Genomic DNA, 24,962 nt, shown 5'->3' with positions numbered 1-24,962 from the left:
GATTGAACTTCAATATTATCCTCTAAGTAGTAGCTATTCATTGTAGTTCTTCTTTTCATAAGCTACTTTACACTATCATATTCAGTAATCCCAATACCCCTGTAACTATATTCTCAATTGCATCTCTGGCAGGACCATCCTTGTCTGCTAGTGTCATCCCCTTGTTTAAAAGGCTGACAGCATCTTTTTCAAATGGAATTTTTCCAAGGATTGGAATGTCCCTGTCTTTGCAGTAATTCTCAATTTTTTCGGTATTCTCTTTGTGTAGATTGTACTTGTTAATGCAGACAGCTATCTTAGCAGGAAAACCCCTTGATGTTTCAATAATTCTTTCCATATCACTGAAACCTGAAATGGTAGGTTCTGTTACAAGTACAACAAGGTCAACTCCACTTATGGAAGCAATTACAGGACAGCCTATCCCTGGTGAGCCATCGATAATGGCTACGGGAACCTTATCACTCCAGCTCATAAGTGATTTTTTAACCTCAGTGACAAGAAGACCAGAGTTTCCACTGCCCATACAAAGCTCTGCAGTTGAAAAAATATGATCATTCTCATACAGACTCAATTTTCCAGTAACCCGTGGCACCATTTCAATGGCATCTGCAGGGCACACTAATTGACATACAGCACAACCTTCACATGCAAATCTGTCAACAGTATAGATATCAGTTAATTCTATTGCATCAAATCTACATTTCTGTCTACACAAGTCACATGATATGCATTTTTCACTATCAATTTCAGCTACGGGCAATCCATAGAAGTCTGACTTGACTGGATCAAGATTTTCATTGATCGCCAGATGTAAGTTTGGTGCATCAACGTCACAATCAGCATATGCCTTAGCTCCTGTAAGCTTAATCATGGAACTGGAAAGAGTTGTTTTTCCTGTCCCACCTTTACCGCTAAGTACCAGAACTTGCTTCATTTGACCACCTCCTGCTTTATCTTTAGGAGTAGGCCAGAAAACATCTCCCTGAATTCTTCATCTTTTTCCACTGCAAGCTTTCCCTCTGCATTGTACATCCCCAATTCACTACTCCATGGTATTTCCAAAAGAATTGGTAGATTGTGCTCTTTGGAATACTGCTCTGAAGGGTTCTCTTCACCTATGGTTTTGTTTAGCACAATTCCAATTGGTTTGTTGAACAATTCGACCAGCTCATGAACCATTCTGAGATTGTGTGAACCAAAGATTGATGGTTCAGTTACTATTACACAATAATCAGCATCTTTAATTGAGTCCATTACCACGCAAGAGCTACCAGGTGGGCAATCAATAACAACAAAATCATCTGGTGTTACACAATTGAGAAGCTCACCTATGATTGCAGTTCCAGATTCTTCACCGGTATTTAGAATCCCGGTATATAATGTGGTATCTCTGTAAGTGCGTTTTTGTATTTCGCCAATTTTTCTGGGGATTTCACTTATTGCATTTTGTGGACAGATTATTTCACAACCTCCACATGAGTGGCATATCTTATCAAATACAAGCACCTTGTCATTGGCATATGCCAATGCATTGAATTGACAAAAATCTACACATTTTTTACAACCATCACAAAGACTGTTATCAATAACTGGTATGGGAAGAGCAACAGGAGTGGTCAAAAGGACCGGACCTTCAAGGAATAGATGGCCATTTGGTTCCTCTACATCACAGTCCAGATATACTGAATTCTCAATTACTCTGGAAAGATTTGTAGAAACAAAGGTTTTTCCTGTGCCTCCCTTACCGCTCAATACAGCAATTTTCATTTTTAATGTTTGTGGTAGCCTTCATGAACATTCATCAACTGTCCCAGCTTGCCATCTTTCAGCATGAGTATATTGTCCATAAGGCTACCTTCCTTGGATTGATAGAGCTTGGTATTTGAAGCCTGTAGAACCTGGGCGGCATTTTCACCTAATTGGGGTGAAATGACGATATCAGTATTCTGGTCGACCAAGAGCTGTGCAGCCTTGACGCCTGCTCCACCTTGTGCTGTAGCAGCTGTATTCAGGATAAAAATCCCTGATTCTTTCTTATCGTCATAGACAAAATAATATGGTGCTCTCCCAAATGAGCCACTTACTGGTCCATTCATGTCTTCTTTATCTGCTGGTATACCTATTATCATCCAATAACCCCCTATTCGCTATCCATTTTTGAAAGAGTTTTCTTGATAGCATCAAGCTGTTCTTCAAGATAAGCTTTTTCATCTTCCAAAAGTTCTTTTTCTGAAAGATCGGGTACATCGTAGTAAACTGGTCCAAATCCTGGACCTCTGCGTAAACCCATTCCTCTGCCATAGCCCATTCCTCTACCTGCTCCTCTGGCCACACCTCTTCCATAACCCATTGCTCCAAATGCTCTTTGAGCGCAATATCCAAATCCTCTACCTGTAAATGGTCCACCGCCCATTGGGCCTGTCATATCATATCTAGGCATAATAAATCCTCCTTCTTTTGTAATTGATAATGATTATCCTTCTACCTTAATTATACTCCTTAAAGAACATATGTCAATTATAATAACAAAACATTATCCTTAGCGAATAGTGTTGGAATATCCCCAGTAATGTAGTATACTGTAATTGACAAAATATGAGACGAAATAATCCTCCATAGTAAACCTCTTTGGAGGGTTATTGTTTTATTTATGACTGAAGGGGTGAAATAATGAAGACAATGATTGTTGGAGCTGGCAAGCTTGGTGCGAAATTGGCAGAGTTTTTTGTGGCAGAGAATATTGATGTGACCGTAATGGACAGCAATACAAAAGTTCTTGAGAGATTGAATGAACACCTTGATGTGCTGACTGTTGTTGCAAATGGAATAGATATAAGAATGATGAGAGAACTTGGAATCGAAGAATATGACCTGCTTGTTGGGACTACTGAAAACGATGAAACAAATACCTTGATATGTACTCTTGCAAAGAAACTTGGATGCAAGCAGACCATAGCGAGAATTAGAAATCCTGAGTACATGCAACAAATTGACTTTATCAAGGCTGAGTTGGGAATTGACCATATTGTAAATCCGGATTTGGCAACAGCAATTGCAATGGAGAAGTACCTTTTGAAGAGCTATAGTTTTTACACTGATGAGTTTGCCAGCGGAAAGGTTCAGATGGTGGATTTCAATGTAAATGACAATGATAAATTTGTTGGGATGAGAATAATGGATTTAGAGGGACTGGAATCTCTCCTAATCACTGCAATATCAAGGGATGGATCCCTGATTATTCCGAATGGTTCAACTGAAATCATTAGAGGGGATATAATCCATGTAATCGGGCAGTCCAAAGAGGTTGAAAATATCAGTAAAAGACTTGGTGAGGACTTTAAAACCAAAATGATTAGGTCTGCCATGATCCTAGGTGGTGGAAATGTTGGATACTATCTTGCACAAAGGCTGGAAAGAAATAAGATTCAGGTAACCCTTGTAGAAGAGGACAAAAAGAGATGTCAGGAACTGTCAGAGCTTCTAGACAATGTTTTGATAATCCATGGAGATGGTACTGACATTCATCTTTTGGAGGAGGAAAATCTTTCCGGGATGGATGCTTTTGTTGGAGTCACTGGATTTGATGAGGCAAACCTTCTTATGGCTCTTATGGCAAAACAGTCAGGTGTCAGAAAGACAGTAGCCAAGATCAGCAGATCAAATTACATTAAGATTATTGATAGGTTAAAAATCGATGCAGCAATAAATCCCGTATATATAACTGCAAGCAGCATTCTAAAATACATCAGAGGCGGTAAAGTTGTATCCGTATCCTTGCTCTTGGGAGGTAATGCTGAAGTGACAGAGATAATTATTGACAAGGATCTTCCTTGTATAGGCAAAAAGCTTATGGACCTCTCCTTGCCAAAAGGAATAATAATCGGTGCCGTAGTAAGAGACAACGATGTAATTATTCCAAAAGGGGATACTGAGCTTAAGGCCAATGACAGAATTGTGGTATTCTGTCTATCTGAAAATCTTTCAGGCTTGAAGATGTTTTTCAAACCGAAAAAGGGAGGTCTGTTAGGTGAATTATGGAATCGTAACAAGAGTGCTGGGAAGCCTGCTGATAGTTGAAGCAGTTCTTATGCTGCCGTCATATTTGATTGCAGTTTCAAGTCAGGGACCAGATAGAATGCCTTTTTTAATAACAATACTATTAACTGCAATAATAGGCGGTTTGATGACAAGAAGAAAAACAGGTCAGTCTTCAATAGGTGCAAAGGAAGGCTTGGCGATTGTGGCCTTAGGATGGCTTTTTGCTTCCATAATGGGTGCTCTGCCACTACATTTGACTGGAGTTACAAACAACTATATAGATGCATTCTTTGAAATAGTTTCAGGGTTCACAACAACGGGAGCTACAATATTAAAAGAAATTGAGGGACTGCCTCAGGGAATTCTTTTCTGGAGATCATTTACACACTGGATTGGAGGAATGGGAATACTTGTATTTACATTGGCTCTTATGCCGGCTTTGGGAATTGGAGGATTCCAGATCTTTAAAGCTGAATCACCGGGGCCCATGGCTGGGAAAATCGCGCCAAGATTGAGGGATACCGCCAAGATATTGTACATAACCTATGTAACAATTACCCTGGCTGAGGTGTTGCTACTATCTATCGGTGGAATGGGAGTATACGAATCATTTATTCACACGTTTGGAACTGTTGGAACTGGAGGATTCTCCAACAGGAATGGAAGTATTGCTGATTTTGACAGCACATATATCCACATGGTAATAGCATTCTTCATGGTGGCTTCCGGAGTAAACTTCTCCTTGTATTATTCATTTTTTAGAGGAAAGTCAACAGATCTTTTTAAGGATGAGGAATTTAGACTCTACATCAAAATCATAGTCATTGCAACACTTGCAATAGCGATTGACCTTTGGGTGGTTAGCTATCACAATGTTGGATTTTCATTGAGAGATTCATTTTTTCAAGTTGCATCCATCATTACAACTACTGGATATTCCACTGCAGATTTTGACCTCTGGCCAACTTTCTCCAAGGGGATCCTTCTGATACTTATGTTTGTTGGAGCGAGTGCAGGTTCAACTGGTGGAGGGATGAAGATTATTAGGATTCTTGTTATGATGAAGCTGGTTAAGCGTGAAGTAGGAAAGCTCTATCATCCAAGGGCAGTAATACCTATAAAGATTAACAACAAGGTAATTCCTAGTGAGACAGTGGCTAGAATCAACAGCTTTCTGGCGCTATATTTATTGCTATTTCTGTTTTCAACCCTTTTGGTATCATTGGAGCAGGTGGACCTTTTGACAGCAGGAAGTGCCGTTGCGGCAACCTTGGGTAATATTGGGCCAGGACTGGAATTGGTTGGACCAGTTCAAAACTATGCATTTTTCTCATGGCCAACAAAGTTGTTGCTTTCATTTTTAATGCTGCTGGGAAGATTGGAGCTATTTACCATAATTGCGCTTATTGCGCCTAAAAACTGGAGAATAGACGTATAATCGAACAAACGTTTGATTATACGTCAGTATTATGATATAATTACCTCAAGAAAATCAATTCTTGGGGTGTTTTTTATGGATACCATTGCAAAACTAAAGATACTATCAGATGCAGCCAAATACGATGTTTCATGTTCTTCTAGCGGAAGCACCAGGTCCAATAAAAAAGGTGGACTTGGCAACGCAAGCGAGGCGGGAATATGTCACTCATGGACAGACGATGGAAGATGCATCTCTCTTCTAAAAATCCTTATGTCCAATTCCTGTATCTACGATTGCGTCTATTGTGTTAGCAGGATATCCAATGACCTTCCAAGAGCAACATTTACACCTGATGAAATTATCGATATAACGATAAACTTTTACAAGCGAAACTACATAGAAGGACTTTTCCTAAGTTCTGCAGTGATAAAGTCTCCAAACCATACAATGGAAAAATTTCTTGAGATTGTAAGGCGATTGAGGGAAGAAGAGAATTTCAATGGATACATTCACTTAAAAGCAATACCGGGAGCAGACAGGGAAGTATTGGACAAGGTAGCAGTATATGTTGATAGACTCAGTGTTAACATTGAACTTCCAACTGATGATGGTTTGAAAATGCTGGCCCCTCAGAAAAAGCAAAAAGACATTCTTCTTCCCATGACACAGATAAACGAGGGTATTACCAGGTATCGTGAAGAGAAAAGAGTATTCAGACATGCACCAAAATACGTTCCGGCTGGTCAGACAACCCAACTTATTGTAGGGGCTACAAGGGATTCTGACTATAGGATCCTGGATCTGTCTGAGAATCTGTACAAGGGTTATGGATTGAAGCGAGTCTACTATTCTGCCTTTGTGCCTGTATCAACAAACCCTCTGCTGCCTCAAATCAAGACTCCTCCACTCTTAAGAGAAAACAGGCTTTATCAGGCGGATTGGTTGCTAAGATTCTACGGATTTGAAGCGAAGGAACTTTTAAGTGAAGACAAGCCGGACTTTGATCTTTTACTTGACCCTAAATGCGACTGGGCTTTGCGAAATATGCACATATTTCCTTTGGAAATCAACAAGGTGGATTATGGGCTGCTTCTTAGAGTACCAGGAATCGGAGTAAAATCTGCCAGGAAAATAATTAGCAGCAGAAGATTTGCGAAGATTCGTTATGAAGACTTAAAGAAAATGGGGGTTGCTCTTAAAAGAGCAAAATACTTCATTACAATCGATGGAAAGCATTTTGGGATATCATCAATGGATGAGATTAGGATCAGGAGTTCCATAATCGGAAACAGTCCGGTGGGAATTGAGCAGCTGTCAATATTTGATGTGATGGGAGGTGGCGACAGTGGAATCAAAACTAGCCTACCTGTATGATGGATCCTTTGAAGGTCTTCTCACAGCAGTTTATCATGCATATTACGACGAGGATGACCCGGTGGCCATTCTTCCCGACTGGGAGGAAGGGTCAAATTTTTTATTCACATATAAAAAGATTTATACAGCTTCTGATAAATGGGAAAAAGTTTATGATGCAGTTGAGAGTAAGATTTCCCACGCAGCTCTTAAGAGAATATTCAACGTTTATCTTTCAGAATATGAGGATAGTGGTATAATTATCTTAAGATACTTAAAAAGTGGATTTAAAATCGGTGCAAAAATTGACGATTATCAGACAAATCCTGATGTAAGAGACCTAGAGGAGCTTTATCACAAGGTAAGGATTGAAGTCCACAGATTCTTAGGTCTTGCAAGATTTAAACAGCTTCAGAATGGCATATTTTATTGTCAGATTGAGCCCGACCACAATATCATAGCTCTTATGGCACCACATTTTGTTTCAAGGATTCCGTCAGAGAGGTGGATTATTCACGACATAAGCAGAGGTACAGCTGTGTTTTACGATACCAGAGAATGGACAATAAGACAAATTGAGAAGCCTGCGGGAATTGTTCTGAACGAGGACGAGGAAAGCTACCAGGATATGTGGAGAGAGTACTACAAGAGTGCAACTATAAAAAGCAGAAGAAATATCAGGCAAAAAAAGTCATATATGCCTGTGAGATACTGGAAGAATCTTATTGAGAAAGGAGACTAGATTATGGATTTAACAAGACCTGCATGGCTGGAGATTGATCTAGATAATCTTGAGTTCAATTACATGGAAATTAGAAAGCTTGTAAGGGACAGTGCAGATATAATGGCAGTCGTTAAAGCGGATGCCTATGGACTTGGAGCTGCGGCAATTGTAAGGGAGCTTTTGGATCTTGGAGTTAAAAGGTTTGGTGTGGCACATCTGTCCGAAGCAATCCACATAAAGAATCACTCACCTCACGCGCAGGTTCTGGTAATGGGCTATACACCCGAATACCTTGCTGAAACTGCAATAGAAAAGGGTGTAAGACTGACGGTTTATCTAGAGGAGCAGGCTGATTACTTTGCAAAAGTATCAAAAGAAATGGACAAGGATGCAGTGATTCATGTAAAAATTGAAACTGGAATGAACAGATTGGGTTTTAATCCTGATGAAACATCCTTGGAGATTATCGAAAGAATCAGCAAGATGGACAATCTAATTATTGAGGGTATGTTTACACATTTCCCTGTAGCTGATGATGACCATGATTACACGAGAGAATCAATGAAGAAGTTCAGGGCATTCTGCAAAATGCTATATGAGAAGGATATAAACATACCACTAAAGCACGTAAGCAACAGTGCTGCCATTATGAACTTCCCAAACTTTGGGCTCGATATGGTAAGAGCTGGAATAATACTCTATGGAATATATCCATATCCTGATGCAAAAAGGGAAACGCTGCCACTTAAGCCTTGCATAAGTCTAAAAGCCCAGGTATCACATGTCAAGTATCTTCAAAAGGGAGAAAAAGTAAGCTATGGGCTTACCTACGAAGCGGAGTCTGAAATCCAGGTTGCAACGATTCCTGTGGGATATGCAGATGGTTGGAGCAGAGAGCTTAGCAATAAGGGGCATGTACTTGTACAGGGTAAAAGGGTGCCCATAATAGGAAAAATCTGCATGGATCAGATGATGATAGATGTGACTGGACTTGAAGTAGAACGAGGAGATGAGGTAGTCTTGATGGGAGTACAGGCTGGTTCTGAAATAACCATAGAAGATGTTGCTCAAGAGATTGGCCAGATACCGGCATCGGTTCTGTGCATGCTTACGAAAAGACTCCCCAGAGTATATGTAAAGGAAAGAAGAGTTCCTGAAGTTGTGGACTATCTACTCCAAATATGAGAGGTGCCTTATGAAAAAAATATTTGAAAATAACTGGCAGGAGCTGCTTCAGGAGGAAATGGAGCAATCATACTACAAAACCCTTAGGGAGTTCCTTATAGATGAATACAAAAATGAGACTATTTATCCTGACAAAAACAGCATCTTCAATGCACTTCACTATACTGATTATCACGATGTAAAAGCTGTTGTGATTGGGCAGGATCCCTATCATGGTCCTGGACAGGCACATGGGCTATGCTTCAGTGTAAAGCCTGGTATAGCTCCACCTCCTTCACTTGTAAACATCTACAAGGAATTGAGGAATGATCTGGGCTATGAAATACCCAATCATGGATATCTTGTAAAATGGTCCAGGGAAGGGGTGCTTATGATAAATACAGTGCTTACAGTTCGGGCCGGACAGGCAAATTCCCATAGAAAAAAGGGCTGGGAGATATTCACGGACAGAATAATCCAGCTACTTAATGAGAGGGAAAAGCCCATGGTGTTTATTCTGTGGGGAAGCCAGGCAATTGCCAAGGAAGGAATGATTGATCAGAACAGGCACCACATAATCAAGTCCCCCCATCCCAGCCCATTGGCAGCATATAGAGGATTTTTCGACTCAAAACCATTTTCAAGGACAAATGAATTTCTCCAATCAAATGGCATGGAGCCAATTGACTGGAGAATTGAAAGCATATAACAGTTCAGCAAAGCCCCCACCTGGAATGACCAGGTGGGGCTTTTGTTAGATTAGTCCTTTTCTTATAAATTCCTTAATTTTTGGCATTGCGCCAGATCCAAATATCTCAGTGGGGCTTCCGCTGTCTATTATTTGTCCCTCATTCATAAATGCAATCCGGTTGCAGAGCCTTTTGGCCTGCTGTATATTGTGGGTTACCATCAGTATAGTTGGCTTCTCTTTCTTGTAGTAATCAAGGATTCTTTCCTCCAGCAGCATTATGGATTCAGGGTCAATGTTTGAGGTTGGTTCATCCAGAATAAGAATCCTGGGCTTGAATACAAGAGCCCTGGCAAGAGCAACCTTCTGGGCTTCCCCGCCGGAAAGGGTCCAAGCCTTCTGATTACGGATGGAGTGAATATTAAAGGATTCTATCAGTTCATTCACCCTTGTTGAGATATCCTGTTCCGATATGCCTCTGATCCGCAAGGGGTATGCTATGTTTTCGTATACACTTGATCTTATAAGGTATGGCCTCTGAAATACAAGAGTCATCATTTTTTTTATTGAATCATTATACTTATCGCCTTGATAGAGAACATTTCCTGAGCAAGGAACCAGAAGTCCCGCTACTATCCTGACCAGAGTTGTCTTACCGGAACCGTTTGGACCAAGGATGCCCCATAGGCAACCCTCCTGAAATTCCATTTCTGATATGTCCAAAACCGCCTTGTCATTATATTTTTTTGTCAGTGAATCGACTGTAATATTCATATCAACGCTCCTGCTGCCAATGATATAGCAGTGAGTTTATAAGAAATGATATCAGCAATAGTACAATACCCGTTGCAATGGCAAGGGAGTATTCCCCCATGTTTCTTAGCATTGCAATTGTGGTTGTCATGATTCTGGTATGTCCTTTGATGTTTCCACCCACCACCATTACTGCACCTACCTCAGACATAGCCCTACCGTATCCTGTAACTACAGCTGAGAGTATATTTATCCTCAATTCCTTGATAAGAAGCCAAACTGTCTGTGTTGGGCTTGCTCCCATGGTTCTTGCAAGGTCCTGAATATCTGGGCCCCTGTCCTTTGTTCCATTGAACACCACACCTGTGATAATGGGTGTTACTAGAACAAACTGGGCAATAATCATGGCCGTTGCAGTGAAGTTAAGTCTGAATTCCCCCAATGGACCATTTCTAAGGAACAGCAGAAAAAGAACCAGTCCTATTACAACAGGTGGCATGCTCATTAGGGTATAGATTATCCTTACCAGAATTCTCTTTCCTGGAAATTCCTTGATTCCCAACCAGGTACCAAATGGAATGGCAACAATGGCAGCAAGAAATGTGGCTGTAAGGGATACAATCATTGACAACCTTACTATTTCAAAAAATTCCGGGTCAAGATTGATAATAAGCTGAAAGGCATCTCTGAATCCACTGACAAAATTATCCATGGAAAACTCCTTAATACTGCCCCTTTCGGGGCAGTAAGATTTTGACTCATAAGGTTAAGTTGAGTATCTACATTTCTGGTCTAAACTATTTGGCGTTTGGAAAGAACAAAGGCTCCCCATATTCCTCAACACCAAACTCCGCAATCAGTTCCTGAGTTTCAGGTGCCAATATCCAATCCACAAATCTCTGTGCGGCGGGATTGTTTATGTGATCTCCCTTTTCAGGATTAACCGCCATTACTCCGTACTGGTTGAAAAGAATCTCGTCTCCCTCAAGAAGTATCTCAAGGTCTACATTCTCCTGCATTGAAAGGTAAGTAGCCCTGTCAGTCATGGTATATGCTTCCATTTCATTTGCCATAAGGATAACATCGCCCATCCCCTGACCAGCTTCTATATACCAATCACCTGAAGGTGTCCCAACCCCAGAAGTTTCCCAAAGTGATAGTTCCTTGATGTTTGTTCCGGAATTGTCGCCCCTTGACACAAATGGAGCCTGGCTTTCTGCAATCAACACATAACCTGCGTTTACATCAGCTGACGCATTTTCCTTAAGGCCTGCGGGGTCTGAAGGAGGACCAACTATTATAAAGTCATTGTACATTACATCGAATCTCTCAAGTGTATCACCATTGGTTACAAGCTCTTCCTCCTGAGCCTTGGCATGTGCAAGAATTACATCTGCCTCACCATCGACACCCATCTGGAGTGCTGCACCAGTTCCTACTGCGACAACCTTGGTATCAATACCAAATAGCTCATTGAATGTTGGCAGGATGAAATCTAGCAATCCGCTGTTTTCTGTACTTGTTGTGGTCGCAAGGATAAGCTCGGTGTTTGTGAGCTCCTCGTAATCGTCAGACACATCAGGTTCTTCTGCTGGTTCCTCCGCTGGATCTTCAACTGGCGCTGGCTCCTCAGCTGGAGTGGGCTCTGAGTTGCTGCTGCAGGCTGTAACCAATGGTAATGCAAGAATAATAAGTAAAATCAATAGGTTCAATTTGTTGAATTTCACATGATCATCTCCTTAATTTTAGCTTGTTTTCATGATTTTGAAAAGACAAAAACCTCAAATTTCTTAATTATCACCTCCGACAAAAAAACTCCTATTTTTAATAAAAGGAGCTGTGTCAAAATATGGCAATAATCTATAATGCCAAACACTCTCCTTTCCACAATGGGAGGCAATACGGTTTCCCATATTACCCTGCCGGACCTTGCTTCATGGCATCTAATACACTTTAGAAACAAGGTCTCGGAGCAGGCTAAATACTTGTTTATTTACCTGTAATTATAATTAATCTATATCGATATGTCAATGAAAGCATAACGAATAGTATTAGTTTTCAAATATTGTATGAGGTTAACTCCAGGTGATACTATTGATTTTAATATCTAAATGGCATAAAATCGAATAAAGGATAGGTTTGGGGTGAGAATAATGAACAAAAATAAATGGGATGGATTTCAGCTATATATACAGCTTAAGAACAAGAAGCAAATTTCCACGGACAAGCTATTTTCACTGCTTGAAAATATTGAAAAGGAGGGGTCAATATCCAAGGCTGCGTCGGACATGAAGATTTCCTACCGTTATGCCTGGGGACTAATAAAGGATACTGAAGAGCTTTTGGGTATTAAGCTTCTTGATAAAAAGGTAGGAGGTTCAGAGGGTGGAGGAGCAACTCTGACAAAGGAAGGCAGGGAAATGTTGAACCACTATCAGGCTATCAGAGATTCTGTTGATATTCAACTGACAGCACTTATCCAAAACAAGGTTGAAGAGGTTGGCAAGGGACAGGAAGTTGAGGGTGGAGATTCCCTTAAGTACCTATTGATGGCAAGTTCAATGGAACCAATTGATACAGGATTATTGGATGTGCTTGAAAAGGAATATTTCATGAAGATGGGAACCTTGGTAAGGCACATTGCCGTTGGTAGTGGCAAGGCCCTTCAAATAGGAAGATCCGGTGATGTGGATATTGTTTTCGTCCATAGCCCCGATGAGGAAAAGGACTTTATGACTCAAGGCTTTGGAGGCTATAGAAGGGATATCATGGCGAACAGGTACTATCTGGTTGGCCCGGAATCTGATCCAGCAGGACTCAGGCACATTAAGGTTGATGCTGGAATTCAAGTTTTCTTCAGACAGATTTCCTTGACGGACTCTTTTTTCATAAGCCGTGGAGACAATTCGGGAACCCATAAGAAAGAGCTTGAGCTATGGCATGAGGCAGGGATACCTACTGAAGAAAGGAACACAATTGTAGGTGGGAGAATAGCAAGCAATATGGAATGCCTTGATATTGCTTTTGAGAAGTCCGGATACACCCTTGTGGATTCCACAAGCTACAAGCTATCGGAACACAATGATAGTTTAAGGGTTTATGCAGGGAACAAGGACGAACTTGATTCAAAGCTTGATAACATATTTTCAGCAATAGCTGTCAGAAGACATTCACAGGATTTAGGCAAATACCGGGAAGCAATAGAATTCATAGACTGGATGTGTGGTTTTGACGGCAGAAGAATAATCGAAGGGTACCCTAACAAGGAAGGTCTGGAGCCATACTTTCATTTGATTGATTAAGAAGGACCTTGGAATCAAAAAAGTCCAAGATCCTTCTTAAAATATTGATTGATAAAGGTTAATAAGGATGGTTCTTAGTCATCTAGACCAATCATTACATTTGATGCCTTAACCACGGCAACAACTTCCTGGCCAACCTTCAGGCCAAGGGATTTGATGGAGTCCATGGTTATGGAGGATGTTACAATATTTCCTCCACTGATATCAACAGTTACGATTCCAGTCACAACACCTTCCTTGATATCTGTAATGGTTCCTTTAAATTGGTTTTTAGCACTTAATTTCATATAATCCCTCCTACATATTTTACTGGTTATATACCCTGATGCATAACGAGTATTCAATCATATGGAATTTTGATATAACAGCCTGTAGAAGACTGCCACAAAGACAGAGGATATGAAATTTACAGCAATAACAGGAATCATTGCATTCTTCCATGAATGGCTTGGGCATTTACGACAATGCTTTTGGCATACAGTATGCAGATAAGATTCAAGGGATGAAACACTGATTGACAATGGTATATAATGATAATAGAAATAAGTTTAGTTGACTTGAGGAGGAAAGAAATGAAGTTCTTAAATGTTAAGAAGGAAAATATATATATTGATGGGATCCCAGTCATAGTACTCAAGCCAGAATTGGAAATGGATAATTATCCAACTGTGGTATTCTACCATGGGTGGAGCTCAAAAAAAGAATACCAGGAATTCCGAGGGAGCATACTTGCAGGACTTGGCTATCAGGTCATCATTCCAGATGCAATCCATCATGGAGAAAGAGGAACTCTTGATTATGATGAATCAGAGAATTCCGGTTTCTTCTGGGAAGTGGTGTTGAACAATCTTAAGGAATGGAGGCAGATAAGAAATTATGCGACGGAGGAGCTTGATGCAGATCCTGAAAGAATTGCTGTAACAGGTCACTCCATGGGAGGATTTACAGCAGCTGGAATTTTCGCTGAGAACCCGGAGATAAGAACAAGTGTAATATTGAATGGGTCATTCAACTGGTTGGGGAGCAACGAGGAATTTAAAAGAAGGCTTAATGTTCATATGACAAAGGAATTCAAGAATCTTGAGCAGGAAGTACAGAGCAAAAACCCGGCAGGGAAAATTGACTTCCTGGTGGATCGACCAATCCTGATACTTCATGGAGAAGCGGATTCCATGGTTGAAATTACTCCTCAGAGGGATTTTTATGAAAAGCTTAAACACTTATATAAAGTAGATGAAAATATTAAGATGATTTCCTACAAGAATCTGGATCACTTTGTTACAACCAATATGCTGGAGGAAATGGGGAAATGGTTCAGTGAAAAGTTGATGGAGGTATAAGATGAAAAAACCGGTTATTGGCATTACATGTATTCAGGCAAATATTAAGGGTAAAATGGTAAACACCTTAAATGATTTTTACTTCCAGGCAGTAGTTAGAGCCGGAGGAGTCCCACTGATAATACCTTCAGTAACAGATGAAGATACAATAGCTGAGTTTGCTAAAAATCTCGATGGTGTTATTTTCACAGGTGGGCATGACATTTGGCCACTTCGATTTGGTGAAGAGCCAATAAAGCAGGTTGTTGAAATCACCCATGAAAGAGATGATATGGAGATGAAACTATTCCAAAAAGCATACGAGTCAGGCCTTCCAATACTTGGAATCTGTAGAGGAATTCAGCTTGTAAATATTGCACTGGGAGGAACCTTGTACCAGGATATCTATAGCCAGGTATTAAATGTAGGAGGACACTCTTTCGATTACGATCCGACAGGAGTCTACCATTCAATTGAAATTGTTGACGGTACGATAATGAAGGAAATATACAAAGAAGAAATGATCCAAGTTAATTCATTGCACCACCAGGCAATTAAGAATCTGGGTAAAGATCTACGGATAACATCAAAAGCTCATGATGGGATAATTGAATCAATCGAATCAACTAATGATAGGTTTGTTCTTGCCGTTCAGTACCACCCAGAAGCAATTGCAGAAAAACATCCAGTACATCAGGAAATCTTCAACTACTTTATTGAAAAGTGTAAAAAACATTAGGGACGTTTTATTATTTGGAAATTTAGCTAAAAGCTAAAACTAGATCGAGGGTCAATATAAAGGACAGTTTTAGTAAAAAGCTGTCTTTTGTTTTGCGGAAATACTGTATTTGTGGTTATTATTCAACAAGTGCAAAAAACACAAAGAACTATACTTAGCGTTTCTATAAAAACAATAAACCGTCTCAAGTGCTTTGCTAGTTCTTTAAAAGAAGAGAATTATATTAGCAGTTTAGGGTAAAATAGTGTTGATTGGTTAAATATGTTTTTTGAAGAATTCCAAGCAAGTCAAAAAAGAGGTGTTATAGATGATTCAATGGATTAGTCAATATGGACCTGTACAACAAGCATTGATAGCAACATTATTCACATGGGGCGTCACTGCACTGGGTGCAGGTCTCGTATTTTTTTTCAAAACCATTAATAAGACAGTACTAAACGGAATGTTGGGTTTTGCTGCAGGAGTTATGATTGCAGCAAGCTTCTGGTCTTTGCTTGCGCCTGGAATTGAGTTGGCTGAAGAATTAGGGCAAGTACCATATATTACTGCAGCAAGCGGATTTTTATTGGGTGGCGGATTTCTTTATATGGTTGATAAATTATTACCACATCTACACTTGGGACTTGACACTCCTGATGCAGAAGGGATCAAGACAAATTGGCAAAGAAGTGTCCTGCTTGTTATGGCGATTACGCTACATAACATACCAGAAGGTCTTGCAGTCGGCGTTGCTTTTGGTGCTGTTGCCGCAGGCGTAGGTACTTCTGCAACACTAGCCGGAGCGGTTGCATTGGCAATAGGAATTGGGTTGCAAAACTTTCCAGAGGGAGCAGCTGTATCCATACCATTAAGACGAGAAGGATTCAGTAGAACAAAGGCTTTCCTGTATGGACAATCGTCTGGAATAGTAGAACCAATTGCCGGTGTCCTGGGAGCTTATGCCGTTATAAAAATACAGCCAATATTGCCATATGCACTTGCTTTTGCAGCAGGAGCAATGATCTATGTTGTAGTTGAGGAGCTTATTCCCGAAGCGCAAAGAGAAGAAGGCGGTTCAAAGACTGATATTGCATCGATAGGTGCAATGCTCGGTTTTACAGTAATGATGATACTTGATGTGGCTTTGGGATAACTTGAAAGGGAGCTGATGAGGATGTTGGATTTCTTGGAAGATTTGGGGGAATTCTTGGGTTATATCATTATTTTCTTTTATAGCCTGACTGTTTTAAACTATGTTGTTAAGTTCATCAATAAAAAATTCAAGACACAGATTAGAAAGAATAAATCATTTGCAGACAGCTACCAAAAAATGATGCGCTTTGTAGTGAAGAACCATCGTTATTTCGGATTTTTAGCTGTATTCTTCCTGCTACTCCATTTTTCGGTTCAATATCTCACTCATGGCCTGAGTTTCACAGGACTCGCTGCAGCATCACTAATGATACTACAGGTTATCCTTGGCATATATGGCCAAAAAAAGAAGAAAAGGGGAAAGCTTTGGCTGACAATCCATCGTTCGGTTGCCGTTATGCTACTCATAACAATTGCCATTCATATCGAATAGCAACAATCCGGGACGCCAGGGACGGTCCTTTTTGTCCCAAAGCAACTAAACAAGTTCCTTAAGGACATACATCACAAGAATAATATTTATAATGGCAATAATGGGCAGCCCCAATAGAAAGGCGGCTTTTTTTGTTTTGTGTTTGAATAGGTGCATTCCAATAACAGCACCCAATCCACCACCAATTATGGCTGATAGAAACAGTGTTTTTTCAGAGACTCTTCTTTTCCCGTTTTTAGCTAGAGATTTATCTCTCTTGAATATTAAAATAGCTACGATATTTATGAAGATCATATAGGATAAAATAATGTGTATATAATATTGATTTAGCAAATGAATCAACTCCTTTATCTATAATGAAACTATATCTCAAGCGCTGAAATCACTTGAATCATGGAGAAATGGCAAAATTCAGATATCATTGACAATCCTTTCCTAATATTATACGCTAAAAGGGTATATAATTTTCATAAATCTAAAGAAAAAATCCATTTAATATTACATAATCAAGAGGAGGATAATAATGGAGTTCAAGTTTGATAAAGAAGAAAACAAGGAGCAGATAGTAGCCTTTATGAGATTTCTTGATTCCAAGAAAAACACACCAGGCCCACTGATGCCTTCATTACAGCATGCCCAGGAAGTCTTTGGATATCTACCCAAGGAAGTGCTGGAGATAATTTCAAAAGAGTTGTCCATCCCAATGGCAGAAATTTACGGAGTAGCAACTTTCTATTCCCAGTTTTCCTTTGTGCCTACAGGCAAGAATAAAATAAGTGTTTGCATGGGAACAGCCTGCTATGTTAAGGGTGCCCAGAGTATTCTTGAGGAAATTGAGTCACAGCTTGGAATAGAATCAGGAGAAACCACTGTCGATGAGGTATTCTCTATAGCAGCTGCCAGATGCGTTGGTGACTGCAGCATAGCACCTGTAATTCTAGTCAATGAAGATGTGTATGCAAAGGTCAAGAAGGACGATATTACAGAGATACTTGCTAAATACAATTAAGGGGAGAGTGCCATGATAACAAAGGAGAAATTGTTTGAGATAAAGGAGAATACCAAGCCATCCCTTTTTGAAAAGCTTTTGGAGGGAGACAGGGTTGAGTTTAGGGGTGATGACCTGGTCCTTAAGGGAGAATACTACAAGAAACAGGTAAGAATTGCTCTTAAGAATTGCGATATAATCGATCCCACAGATATCGATGAATATATAGCATTTGATGGATATTTTGCACTTTTAAAGGCGTTGACAGAATTGGAACCTGGGGATGTGGTAGATGAAATAACGGAATCCCTTCTACGTGGTAGAGGAGGAGCCGGTTTCCCCACAGGAAGAAAGTGGAATGAAGCATATAAATTCGATGCTGATAAGAAGTACATAATATGTAATGCAGACGAGGGAGACCCCGGTGCATTTATGGATAGGTCAATTCTTGAAAAGGATCCCCACAGTGTACTTGAGGGTATGGCTATTGGTGGCTATGCCATCGGCTCAGACCAGGGATACATATATGTGAGGGCTGAGTACCCCATGGCAGTTAAAAGACTGGAGATAGCAATTAAGCAAGCTAAGGAGTATGGTCTTTTAGGTAAGAACATATTTGGAACCGGCTTCGATTTTGATATTGAACTAAGACTTGGATCTGGAGCATTTGTGTGTGGAGAAGGAACTGCATTGATGGAGTCAATCGAAGGAAGAAGGGGAATGCCCCGTCCAAAGCTTCATAGAACTGCCCACAAGGGACTTTGGGGAAAGCCCACAATAATAAACAATGTTGAGACTCTGGCAAACGTGCCTGTAATAATGAACAAAGGTGCAAAGTGGTTCAGAGGTATCGGAACAGAGGAATCTCCTGGAACAAAGGTATTCGCACTAGTTGGGAAAGTTGAAAATGCAGGGCTTGTTGAAGTTCCAATGGGCATGACCTTAAGAGAGATTGTTTTTGACATCGGTGGTGGAGCCCAGGACGGCAATGAATACAAGGCTGTACAGACAGGTGGTCCATCCGGTGGATGTATTCCAGCTGACCTTATTGATACCCCTGTTGATTTTGAATCTCTGGGTAAAATTTGGTCCATCATGGGATCGGGCGGAATGGTGGTTATGGATGAAAAAACATGTATGGTTGATATAGCAAAATTCTTCCTGGACTTCAGCGTGGATGAGTCCTGTGGAAAATGTGTCCCTTGTAGAGAAGGTACAAAGAGGATGTATGAGATTCTGGATAGAATCACAAAAGGTGATGGAGTAGAAGGTGACATTGAAAGACTTGAAGAACTTTCAGAAACCGTAAGCTCAACTTCACTATGCGGGCTTGGACAGACCGCTCCCAATCCAGTAATAACAACAATTAAATACTACAGACATGAGTACGAGGCACATATAAAGGACAAGAGTTGTCCAGCTAAGAGCTGTAAGGCACTTATAAAATTCGAGATCACCGATGATTGTATTGGTTGTACAAGATGTGCAAAGGTATGTCCAGTACTAGCAATAAGTGGAAAGGTCAAGGAAAAGCACCTTATCGACCAGGCTATATGCATAAAATGCGGAGCCTGCTATGATGTGTGTCCTGTTGATGCAATCTCAATAATATAGCACTGGAGGAAGAATATGAATACAATAAAAATTAAAACTGATTATAATAGATTAAAGAGATCCATTAAGGGACTAAATGGCTTCAATGTTCTAAAAACAGCTGAGAGGGGGGAGAGTATATGCAGGTAACAATTAACGGTAAACAACACGAAATTGAAAAAGGAACTACTGTACTTAAGGCCTGCAGTGATATAGGCATAGACATTCCAACCCTGTGTCATGATGAGCGTCTTGTTCCCTCTGGATCATGTAGACTTTGCCAGGTGGAGGTTGAAGGCTGGGGCAAGCTTCACACTGCCTGCACAACGCAGGTGAGAGAAGGAATGGTTATCCACACCCATAGCGAAAAGGTTGTAAAGGCAAGGCAGGATTTACTGGATATGCTTATATCAAATCATCCTTTGGATTGCCTGACATGTGAAAAAGCCGGAGACTGTAAGCTTCAGGACCTCTGCTATGAATATGGAATCACAGAAGGTACATATAGATGGGAAATGAGCAAGCCATACTATGACGATACAAACCCATTCTACACATTTGATGCCAGCAAGTGTATCCTATGTGGATTGTGTGTAAGAGTGTGCGATGAACTTCAGGGTACAAATGCAATCGGCTTTGAGAACCGTGGCTTCGATACTCTTGTAGCTACGCCATTTGGGGAAGGACTTGAGAATTCAACATGTGTATCCTGTGGAAACTGCGTATCCGTATGTCCAGTTGGCGCTCTTGAGCCAAGGAGCAAGATGAAATTCAGACAGTGGGAAACAAAGACAGTAAGAACAACCTGCTCCTATTGTGGAGTGGGATGCCAGATGGATCTTAAGATAAAGGACAACAATGTGGTAGGAGTAGAGCCAGCATTTGATGCTCACAACGAAGGACTTCTGTGCGTAAAGGGAAAATTCTCATACAATTTCCTTTCACATCCTGACAGGCTAACAATGCCACTCGTTAGAAAAAATGGCGTCCTGGTTGAAACCACGTGGGATGAAGCATACGAGGTAATAACATCGAAGATGAAACAGACCAAGGAAGTCTTTGGATCAGAAGCATTCGCAGGTCTTACTTCAGCAAGATGTACAAATGAGGATAATTACATGTTCCAGAAGATGTTCAGGTCAACTCTTGGTACCAATAATGTAGACCATTGCGCCCGCCTCTGACATGCTTCAACGGTTGCAGGTCTTGCAATCACATTGGGAAGCGGAGCAATGACAAACAGTATACAGGAAATAAAAGGAACGGATGCAATGTTTATTATCGGTTCAAACACTTCAGAGAACCATCCGGTAATCGGTTCAATTATGAAGCAGGCCAAGAAGGCCGGAGCCAAAATGATTGTTGCAGATCCAAGAAGGATAGAGATGGCGGAATACGCTGATGTATTCCTTCAGTTGAAGCCAGGAACAAACATCGCACTTTTAAACGGTTTGATGCATGTAATAATTGAAAAAGGACTTCAGGCGGACAGCTATATTGATGAAAAAACAGAAAACTACGAAGAACTAAAGAGACTTGTGAAGGACTACACTCCTGAAAGAGTCGCAGAAATCTGTGGAGTTGATGCACAGGATATTATTGATGCAGCTACCATATACGGAGAAGCAGGGAAGGCAGGAATCTACTACACGATGGGAGTAACACAGCATACAACGGGAACCCATGCAGTAATGAGCATCTCAAATCTAGCACTTCTTTGCGGAAACGTTGGTATTGAATCAGCGGGAGTAAATCCACTTAGAGGGCAGAATAACGTTCAGGGAGCCTGTGACATGGGAGGACTGCCAGCAGATCTTCCAGGCTACCAGAAGGTATTCAAGCCTGAGGTGCTGGACAAGTTCCAGGATAACTGGGGAAGCAAGCTTTCAAACAAGGTTGGCCTAACAATAACTGAAATGTTTAAGGCAATTGAGGAGGATCAGGTCAAGTTCCTCTATATCATGGGAGAGAACCCAATGGTATCAGACCCTGATACAAACCATGTGAAGAAAGTCCTGGATCATGTTGATTTTATGGTTGTGCAGGATATATTCCTTACTGAAACTTCTGAAATGGCTGATGTCGTGCTTCCTGCGGCAGCTTTTGCAGAGAAGGACGGAACATTTACAAATACTGAAAGAAGGATTCAAAGGGTAAGAAAAGCAGTTGAGGCTCCAGGAGAGGCAAAAGCAGATTGGATAATCCTTATGGACATCATGAACAGAATGGGCGATGAGACCAGGTATTCGGATCCTGCAATGATAATGGAAGAAATCGCATCTCTGACTCCTTCATACGGAGGGGTAACATATGAGAGGCTTGAAACAGAAAGTCTTCAATGGCCAGTTCCAGATCAGAATCACCCTGGAACAAAGTATCTTCACAAGACTGCAATGGCAAGAGGCAGAGGATTGTTTATGCCGGCTGAATACGTAGAAAGTGCTGAAATAACATCTGACGAGTATCCGCTTATCCTTACAACTGGAAGAATTCTCTACCACTATCATACAATGACCATGACAGGCAGGGAGGATGGGCTTAATAAGCTGGCACCGAATTCTTATGTTGAGATAAATGAGGCTTCTGCAAATAAGTTGGGTATTGAAAATGGAGACAGGGTAAAAATTTATTCAAGACGTGGAGAGTTGGAAACAACTGCTCTTGTAACAGATATAATCGAAGAGGGAGTAGTATTTATGCCATTCCACTACACAGAAGGAAAGGCAAATATTCTAACAAATTCTGCAATCGATGAAATAGCAAAGATTCCCGAGCTAAAAGTAGCCGCAGTAAGAGTTGAGAAAGCGTAGAGGTGATATAAATGAAATATGAACAAGTATTGAGATATGCAATGCAGATGGAGCTTGATGGAAGCAACTTTTTCAAGGAAAAGGCTGATAAATTTTCAAATGCCACAACAAGAAAACTGTTTCTGACTCTTTCAGAAACGGAAATCGAGCATTACGAGTACCTTAAGAAACAGCTCGAGAGCTATATGGAGAATGAAACCTTTGACACAAGTGAAGAAGTAATGGAGCGAGAAGAAGACATCTTCCAGGACCGTGAAGAATCAGAGCATATTGAGGCAACCTTGGTCGAGTCTGATATCCCAGATCTTACTATCCTTAGAATGGCTTACCTTATTGAAAAGGATTTTAAGGAGTTCTATGAGAATGCAGCACAGAATGCAGACGATGATGGAATAAGAAAGGTTTTCGAAAAGCTTCAGAAATGGGAAGAAGGTCATGAAAGACTTTTCAAGTCTGAGTACGACAGAAGAATGAAGGAATATATGACACTTCCATGGGGAGGCTAAATATGTTTAAGGTTGGGATTATAACATCCAGTGACAAAGGCGCAGCAGGAGAAAGAGAAGATGTTTCAGGTGCTGTTATAAGGGAAATGATTGAAAATAAGGGATATGTGGTCATCAGGCAGGTAATTCTGCCTGATGAAAAGGACCTTCTTTCAGAAGAAATGAAGAATATGGCGGACAATCTTGGAGCCCAGCTTATTCTTACAACGGGTGGAACAGGCTTCAGCAAGAGGGATGTAACACCTGAAGCCACAATCCAGGTTTGTGAGAGGATGGCTCCGGGAATAACTGAAGCCATAAGATACTTTAGCCTTCAGATTACACGGAGGGCAATGCTTTCCAGGGCAACGGCGGGAATAAGAAACAACACTCTAATTATAAATCTGCCGGGAAGTCCCAAAGCTGTTAGGGAATCATTGGATTTCTGTTTGGATAGCGTGCATCACGGTCTGGAAATTCTAACGGGCAGAGATTCGGAGTGTGCAAGAAAAGAGGACTAGCCATGAAAAAGTTTGGAACTGCCATAATACTTGCAGGCGGTAAAAGCACCAGAATGGGTTTTGACAAGCAGCTGATCAAGATTCAGGAAAGAAGACTTGTTGAAAGTCTGATATTAAAGCTCAGGGAGGAACTTGACGAGATAGTCATTGTCACAAACAAACCTGAGTACTATATTGGCTTGGCTGATATTATAACCGGTGATGTTATAAAAGATAAGGGACCACTGGGAGGTATCCATGCGGGTCTTTTAAAGTCTGCATCAGAGTATTCATATGTGGTGGCTTGTGATATGCCTTCCATCAATCTAGATTATATCAGACACATGAAAAACAGGATCCATAAGTCTGATCCAGTAGCTTGTGTAACCAGATTCGGGGAATGGATTGAGCCATTCAATGCTTTCTACAGGAAGGATCTTGCAATTCATATGGAGGAGTTCCTGGCAACAGGGAAAAGAGCGGTTCATACGATGCTGAAGGATTATCGGGTGGACTTTGTACCGGAAAAGGAAGCCAGAGAGTTCAGCCCTGAATGGAACATGTTTTTCAATCTCAACACAAGAGAAGACATTCAGGAATACCTGCAAAGGAATGAAGGACATGAGATATAATCTGAAGAACAAGGTGGATGTTGAAATAATAAAAATCAAAGGGAGTAGAAGGGATACTCTTATGGATCAGGTCATAAGGGAGTATCCCTTTACCATATACTTAAACGACCAGGAGATTATCACACTTCTATGCACACCTGAGGATCTGGAGGAACTTGCAACAGGCTTTTTAATATCTGAAGGCTTTCTTGATGATTTCTCTGAAGTGGAGAACTGGAGTCTTGATAGTGAAAAAGGGATCATCAATATGCATGGAAACATTAAGGAAAAGCCATTAAGAGAAAAACTCAGGGGTAAAAGAACAATAACCTCAGGATGTGGAAAAGGCACTTCCTTCTTCAATGTTCTGGACTCATCAAAAAGCAAGAGAATAAAGAAAATTATGGAAATATCCCCACAGAATGTGGTACAATTAATGATAGAATTTAACAGTCGGAGCTCACTATTTGATGATACCGGGGGGGTTCACAGCTGTGCTTTGTGCAACAGGGAAGAAATTCTTGTGCATAGAGACGATATCGGCAGGCACAACGCACTTGATAAGATCCTTGGATGGGGTCATATTAATGGGCAGGAGTTCGGTCAGACGATGGTTCTTACTACAGGAAGAATTTCATCTGAAATGATGATAAAGATTGCCCGAAGAGGGATACCGGTCGTAATCTCAAGATCCGCGCCAACGTCGCTGGCAGTGGATTTGGCCAGGGAACTTGGCATTACCCTTGTAGGATTTGCAAGAGGAGACAAAATGAATATCTATACGAATTTTCCGAGCATTGATTTCTAAAGCTGATGCCATGAAACAATGCCGCTGGGTAAAGGAGAAATCCTGACGCCTCCCGTTTGGAAAGGAAGATGTTTATTAAGCAACCTTTCTTTTTGGGTTGTTT

General features: G+C 40.7%; 27 protein-coding genes and 2 riboswitches. Of the genes, 18 read left to right on the top strand and 9 right to left on the bottom strand.

Features of this window, described 5'->3' with window-relative positions:
- Positions 1–67 precede the first annotated feature (67 nt).
- From ACOEN1_RS05905 to ACOEN1_RS05890, 4 genes are read right to left on the bottom strand one after another with little or no spacing between them, the layout of a single operon-like run.
- Positions 68–934: an ATP-binding protein gene (locus ACOEN1_RS05905; protein ID WP_422485592.1), complete on the bottom strand. Its 867-nt coding sequence runs from the start codon at positions 932–934 to the stop codon at positions 68–70.
- The gene (locus ACOEN1_RS05900) at positions 931–1,767 is read right to left on the bottom strand and encodes a 4Fe-4S binding protein (protein WP_422485591.1); all 837 of its coding nucleotides are present in this window, start codon (positions 1,765–1,767) and stop codon (positions 931–933) included. The genes ACOEN1_RS05905 and ACOEN1_RS05900 overlap by 4 nt, the downstream gene beginning before the upstream one ends.
- 2 nt (positions 1,768–1,769) lie before the next feature.
- Positions 1,770–2,129, bottom strand: a complete 360-nt coding sequence (locus ACOEN1_RS05895) for a NifB/NifX family molybdenum-iron cluster-binding protein (protein WP_422485590.1) — start codon at positions 2,127–2,129, stop codon at positions 1,770–1,772.
- An 11-nt stretch (positions 2,130–2,140) separates the two neighbouring features.
- Positions 2,141–2,440, bottom strand: coding sequence for a DUF5320 domain-containing protein (locus ACOEN1_RS05890; protein WP_422485589.1), 300 nt, complete (start codon positions 2,438–2,440; stop codon positions 2,141–2,143).
- 230 nt (positions 2,441–2,670) lie between these two features.
- Between ACOEN1_RS05890 and trkA the strand changes: the two genes are divergently transcribed.
- The 6 genes from trkA to ACOEN1_RS05860 all read left to right on the top strand — a co-directional run bounded on the left by trkA (position 2,671) and on the right by ACOEN1_RS05860 (position 9,408).
- On the top strand, positions 2,671–4,077 hold the full coding sequence (gene trkA, locus ACOEN1_RS05885; protein ID WP_422485588.1) for a Trk system potassium transporter TrkA: 1,407 nt from the start codon (positions 2,671–2,673) through the stop codon (positions 4,075–4,077).
- Positions 4,028–5,476 (top strand): TrkH family potassium uptake protein, encoded by a 1,449-nt coding sequence (locus ACOEN1_RS05880; protein WP_422485587.1) that lies wholly within the window; start codon positions 4,028–4,030, stop codon positions 5,474–5,476. Before trkA ends, ACOEN1_RS05880 begins: the two co-directional genes overlap by 50 nt.
- 75 nt (positions 5,477–5,551) lie before the next feature.
- Positions 5,552–6,832, top strand: coding sequence for a putative DNA modification/repair radical SAM protein (locus tag ACOEN1_RS05875; protein WP_422485586.1), 1,281 nt, complete (start codon positions 5,552–5,554; stop codon positions 6,830–6,832).
- Entirely contained in the window at positions 6,804–7,553 is a 750-nt protein-coding gene (locus ACOEN1_RS05870) for a TIGR03915 family putative DNA repair protein (RefSeq protein ID WP_422485585.1), read from the top strand. Before ACOEN1_RS05875 ends, ACOEN1_RS05870 begins: the two co-directional genes overlap by 29 nt.
- Before the next feature lie 3 nt (positions 7,554–7,556).
- Complete coding sequence (gene alr / locus ACOEN1_RS05865; RefSeq protein WP_422485584.1) at positions 7,557–8,720, top strand: alanine racemase; 1,164 nt, start codon at positions 7,557–7,559, stop codon at positions 8,718–8,720.
- Between the two features lie 10 nt (positions 8,721–8,730).
- Positions 8,731–9,408, top strand: a complete 678-nt coding sequence (locus ACOEN1_RS05860) for a uracil-DNA glycosylase (protein WP_422485583.1) — start codon at positions 8,731–8,733, stop codon at positions 9,406–9,408.
- 45 nt (positions 9,409–9,453) lie between these two features.
- On the opposite strand, the gene ACOEN1_RS05855 is transcribed toward ACOEN1_RS05860, so the two are convergent.
- The 3 genes from ACOEN1_RS05855 to ACOEN1_RS05845 all read right to left on the bottom strand — a co-directional run bounded on the left by ACOEN1_RS05855 (position 9,454) and on the right by ACOEN1_RS05845 (position 11,867).
- Positions 9,454–10,161: an ABC transporter ATP-binding protein gene (locus tag ACOEN1_RS05855; RefSeq protein WP_422485582.1), complete on the bottom strand. Its 708-nt coding sequence runs from the start codon at positions 10,159–10,161 to the stop codon at positions 9,454–9,456.
- 1 nt (position 10,162) lies between these two features.
- The gene (locus tag ACOEN1_RS05850) at positions 10,163–10,852 is read right to left on the bottom strand and encodes an ABC transporter permease (RefSeq protein WP_422485581.1); all 690 of its coding nucleotides are present in this window, start codon (positions 10,850–10,852) and stop codon (positions 10,163–10,165) included.
- Positions 10,853–10,937: 85 nt separating this feature from the next.
- Complete coding sequence (locus tag ACOEN1_RS05845; RefSeq protein ID WP_422485580.1) at positions 10,938–11,867, bottom strand: substrate-binding domain-containing protein; 930 nt, start codon at positions 11,865–11,867, stop codon at positions 10,938–10,940.
- Between the two features lie 134 nt (positions 11,868–12,001).
- A riboswitch (molybdenum cofactor riboswitch) is annotated at positions 12,002–12,125 on the bottom strand.
- A 168-nt stretch (positions 12,126–12,293) separates the two neighbouring features.
- Between ACOEN1_RS05845 and ACOEN1_RS05840 the strand changes: the two genes are divergently transcribed.
- Complete coding sequence (locus ACOEN1_RS05840; RefSeq protein ID WP_422485579.1) at positions 12,294–13,442, top strand: substrate-binding domain-containing protein; 1,149 nt, start codon at positions 12,294–12,296, stop codon at positions 13,440–13,442.
- A gap of 74 nt (positions 13,443–13,516) precedes the next feature.
- On the opposite strand, the gene ACOEN1_RS05835 is transcribed toward ACOEN1_RS05840, so the two are convergent.
- Positions 13,517–13,729 (bottom strand): TOBE domain-containing protein, encoded by a 213-nt coding sequence (locus ACOEN1_RS05835; protein ID WP_422485578.1) that lies wholly within the window; start codon positions 13,727–13,729, stop codon positions 13,517–13,519.
- A gap of 285 nt (positions 13,730–14,014) precedes the next feature.
- Between ACOEN1_RS05835 and ACOEN1_RS05830 the strand changes: the two genes are divergently transcribed.
- From ACOEN1_RS05830 to ACOEN1_RS05815, 4 genes are all read left to right on the top strand, one after another.
- On the top strand, positions 14,015–14,782 hold the full coding sequence (locus tag ACOEN1_RS05830; RefSeq protein WP_422485577.1) for an alpha/beta fold hydrolase: 768 nt from the start codon (positions 14,015–14,017) through the stop codon (positions 14,780–14,782).
- Between the two features lies 1 nt (position 14,783).
- A complete protein-coding gene (locus ACOEN1_RS05825) occupies positions 14,784–15,500 on the top strand; it encodes a gamma-glutamyl-gamma-aminobutyrate hydrolase family protein (RefSeq protein WP_422485576.1) in 717 nt (238 codons plus the stop codon).
- 307 nt (positions 15,501–15,807) lie between these two features.
- Positions 15,808–16,632 carry a ZIP family metal transporter gene (locus tag ACOEN1_RS05820; RefSeq protein ID WP_422485575.1) on the top strand — a complete coding sequence of 275 codons (825 nt, stop codon included), beginning with the start codon at positions 15,808–15,810 and terminating at the stop codon, positions 16,630–16,632.
- A gap of 33 nt (positions 16,633–16,665) precedes the next feature.
- Positions 16,666–17,064 carry a hypothetical protein gene (locus ACOEN1_RS05815; RefSeq protein ID WP_422485574.1) on the top strand — a complete coding sequence of 133 codons (399 nt, stop codon included), beginning with the start codon at positions 16,666–16,668 and terminating at the stop codon, positions 17,062–17,064.
- A gap of 45 nt (positions 17,065–17,109) precedes the next feature.
- On the opposite strand, the gene ACOEN1_RS05810 is transcribed toward ACOEN1_RS05815, so the two are convergent.
- Positions 17,110–17,397 carry a DUF1294 domain-containing protein gene (locus ACOEN1_RS05810; RefSeq protein WP_422485573.1) on the bottom strand — a complete coding sequence of 96 codons (288 nt, stop codon included), beginning with the start codon at positions 17,395–17,397 and terminating at the stop codon, positions 17,110–17,112.
- Positions 17,398–17,587: 190 nt separating this feature from the next.
- Here ACOEN1_RS05810 and ACOEN1_RS05805 point away from each other — a divergent pair, with 190 nt between their 5' ends.
- The 7 genes from ACOEN1_RS05805 (at position 17,588) to fdhD (ending at position 24,859) form a co-directional block, all read left to right on the top strand.
- Positions 17,588–18,073 carry an NAD(P)H-dependent oxidoreductase subunit E gene (locus ACOEN1_RS05805; protein ID WP_422485571.1) on the top strand — a complete coding sequence of 162 codons (486 nt, stop codon included), beginning with the start codon at positions 17,588–17,590 and terminating at the stop codon, positions 18,071–18,073.
- 12 nt (positions 18,074–18,085) lie between these two features.
- Positions 18,086–19,666, top strand: coding sequence for an NADH-ubiquinone oxidoreductase-F iron-sulfur binding region domain-containing protein (locus tag ACOEN1_RS05800; RefSeq protein ID WP_422485570.1), 1,581 nt, complete (start codon positions 18,086–18,088; stop codon positions 19,664–19,666).
- 119 nt (positions 19,667–19,785) lie between these two features.
- Positions 19,786–22,455, top strand: a complete 2,670-nt coding sequence (fdhF, locus tag ACOEN1_RS05795) for a formate dehydrogenase subunit alpha (RefSeq protein ID WP_422485569.1) — start codon at positions 19,786–19,788, stop codon at positions 22,453–22,455.
- Between the two features lie 11 nt (positions 22,456–22,466).
- Positions 22,467–22,961 (top strand): ferritin-like domain-containing protein, encoded by a 495-nt coding sequence (locus ACOEN1_RS05790; RefSeq protein WP_422485568.1) that lies wholly within the window; start codon positions 22,467–22,469, stop codon positions 22,959–22,961.
- A gap of 2 nt (positions 22,962–22,963) precedes the next feature.
- The gene (locus ACOEN1_RS05785; RefSeq protein ID WP_422485567.1) at positions 22,964–23,461 is read left to right on the top strand and encodes a MogA/MoaB family molybdenum cofactor biosynthesis protein; all 498 of its coding nucleotides are present in this window, start codon (positions 22,964–22,966) and stop codon (positions 23,459–23,461) included.
- A 2-nt stretch (positions 23,462–23,463) separates the two neighbouring features.
- Entirely contained in the window at positions 23,464–24,072 is a 609-nt protein-coding gene (mobA, locus tag ACOEN1_RS05780) for a molybdenum cofactor guanylyltransferase (protein WP_422485566.1), read from the top strand.
- Complete coding sequence (gene fdhD, locus ACOEN1_RS05775) at positions 24,062–24,859, top strand: formate dehydrogenase accessory sulfurtransferase FdhD (RefSeq protein ID WP_422485565.1); 798 nt, start codon at positions 24,062–24,064, stop codon at positions 24,857–24,859. The genes mobA and fdhD overlap by 11 nt, the downstream gene beginning before the upstream one ends.
- Positions 24,828–24,942, top strand: a riboswitch (molybdenum cofactor riboswitch). (Overlaps the previous gene by 32 nt.)
- Positions 24,943–24,962: the final 20 nt, after the last annotated feature.

Origin of the sequence: Gudongella sp. DL1XJH-153 (assembly GCF_049310905.1) — a bacterium.
GTDB lineage: Bacteria > Bacillota > Clostridia > Tissierellales > Tissierellaceae > Gudongella.
This window is presented reverse-complemented; position numbering and strand designations above follow the sequence as displayed.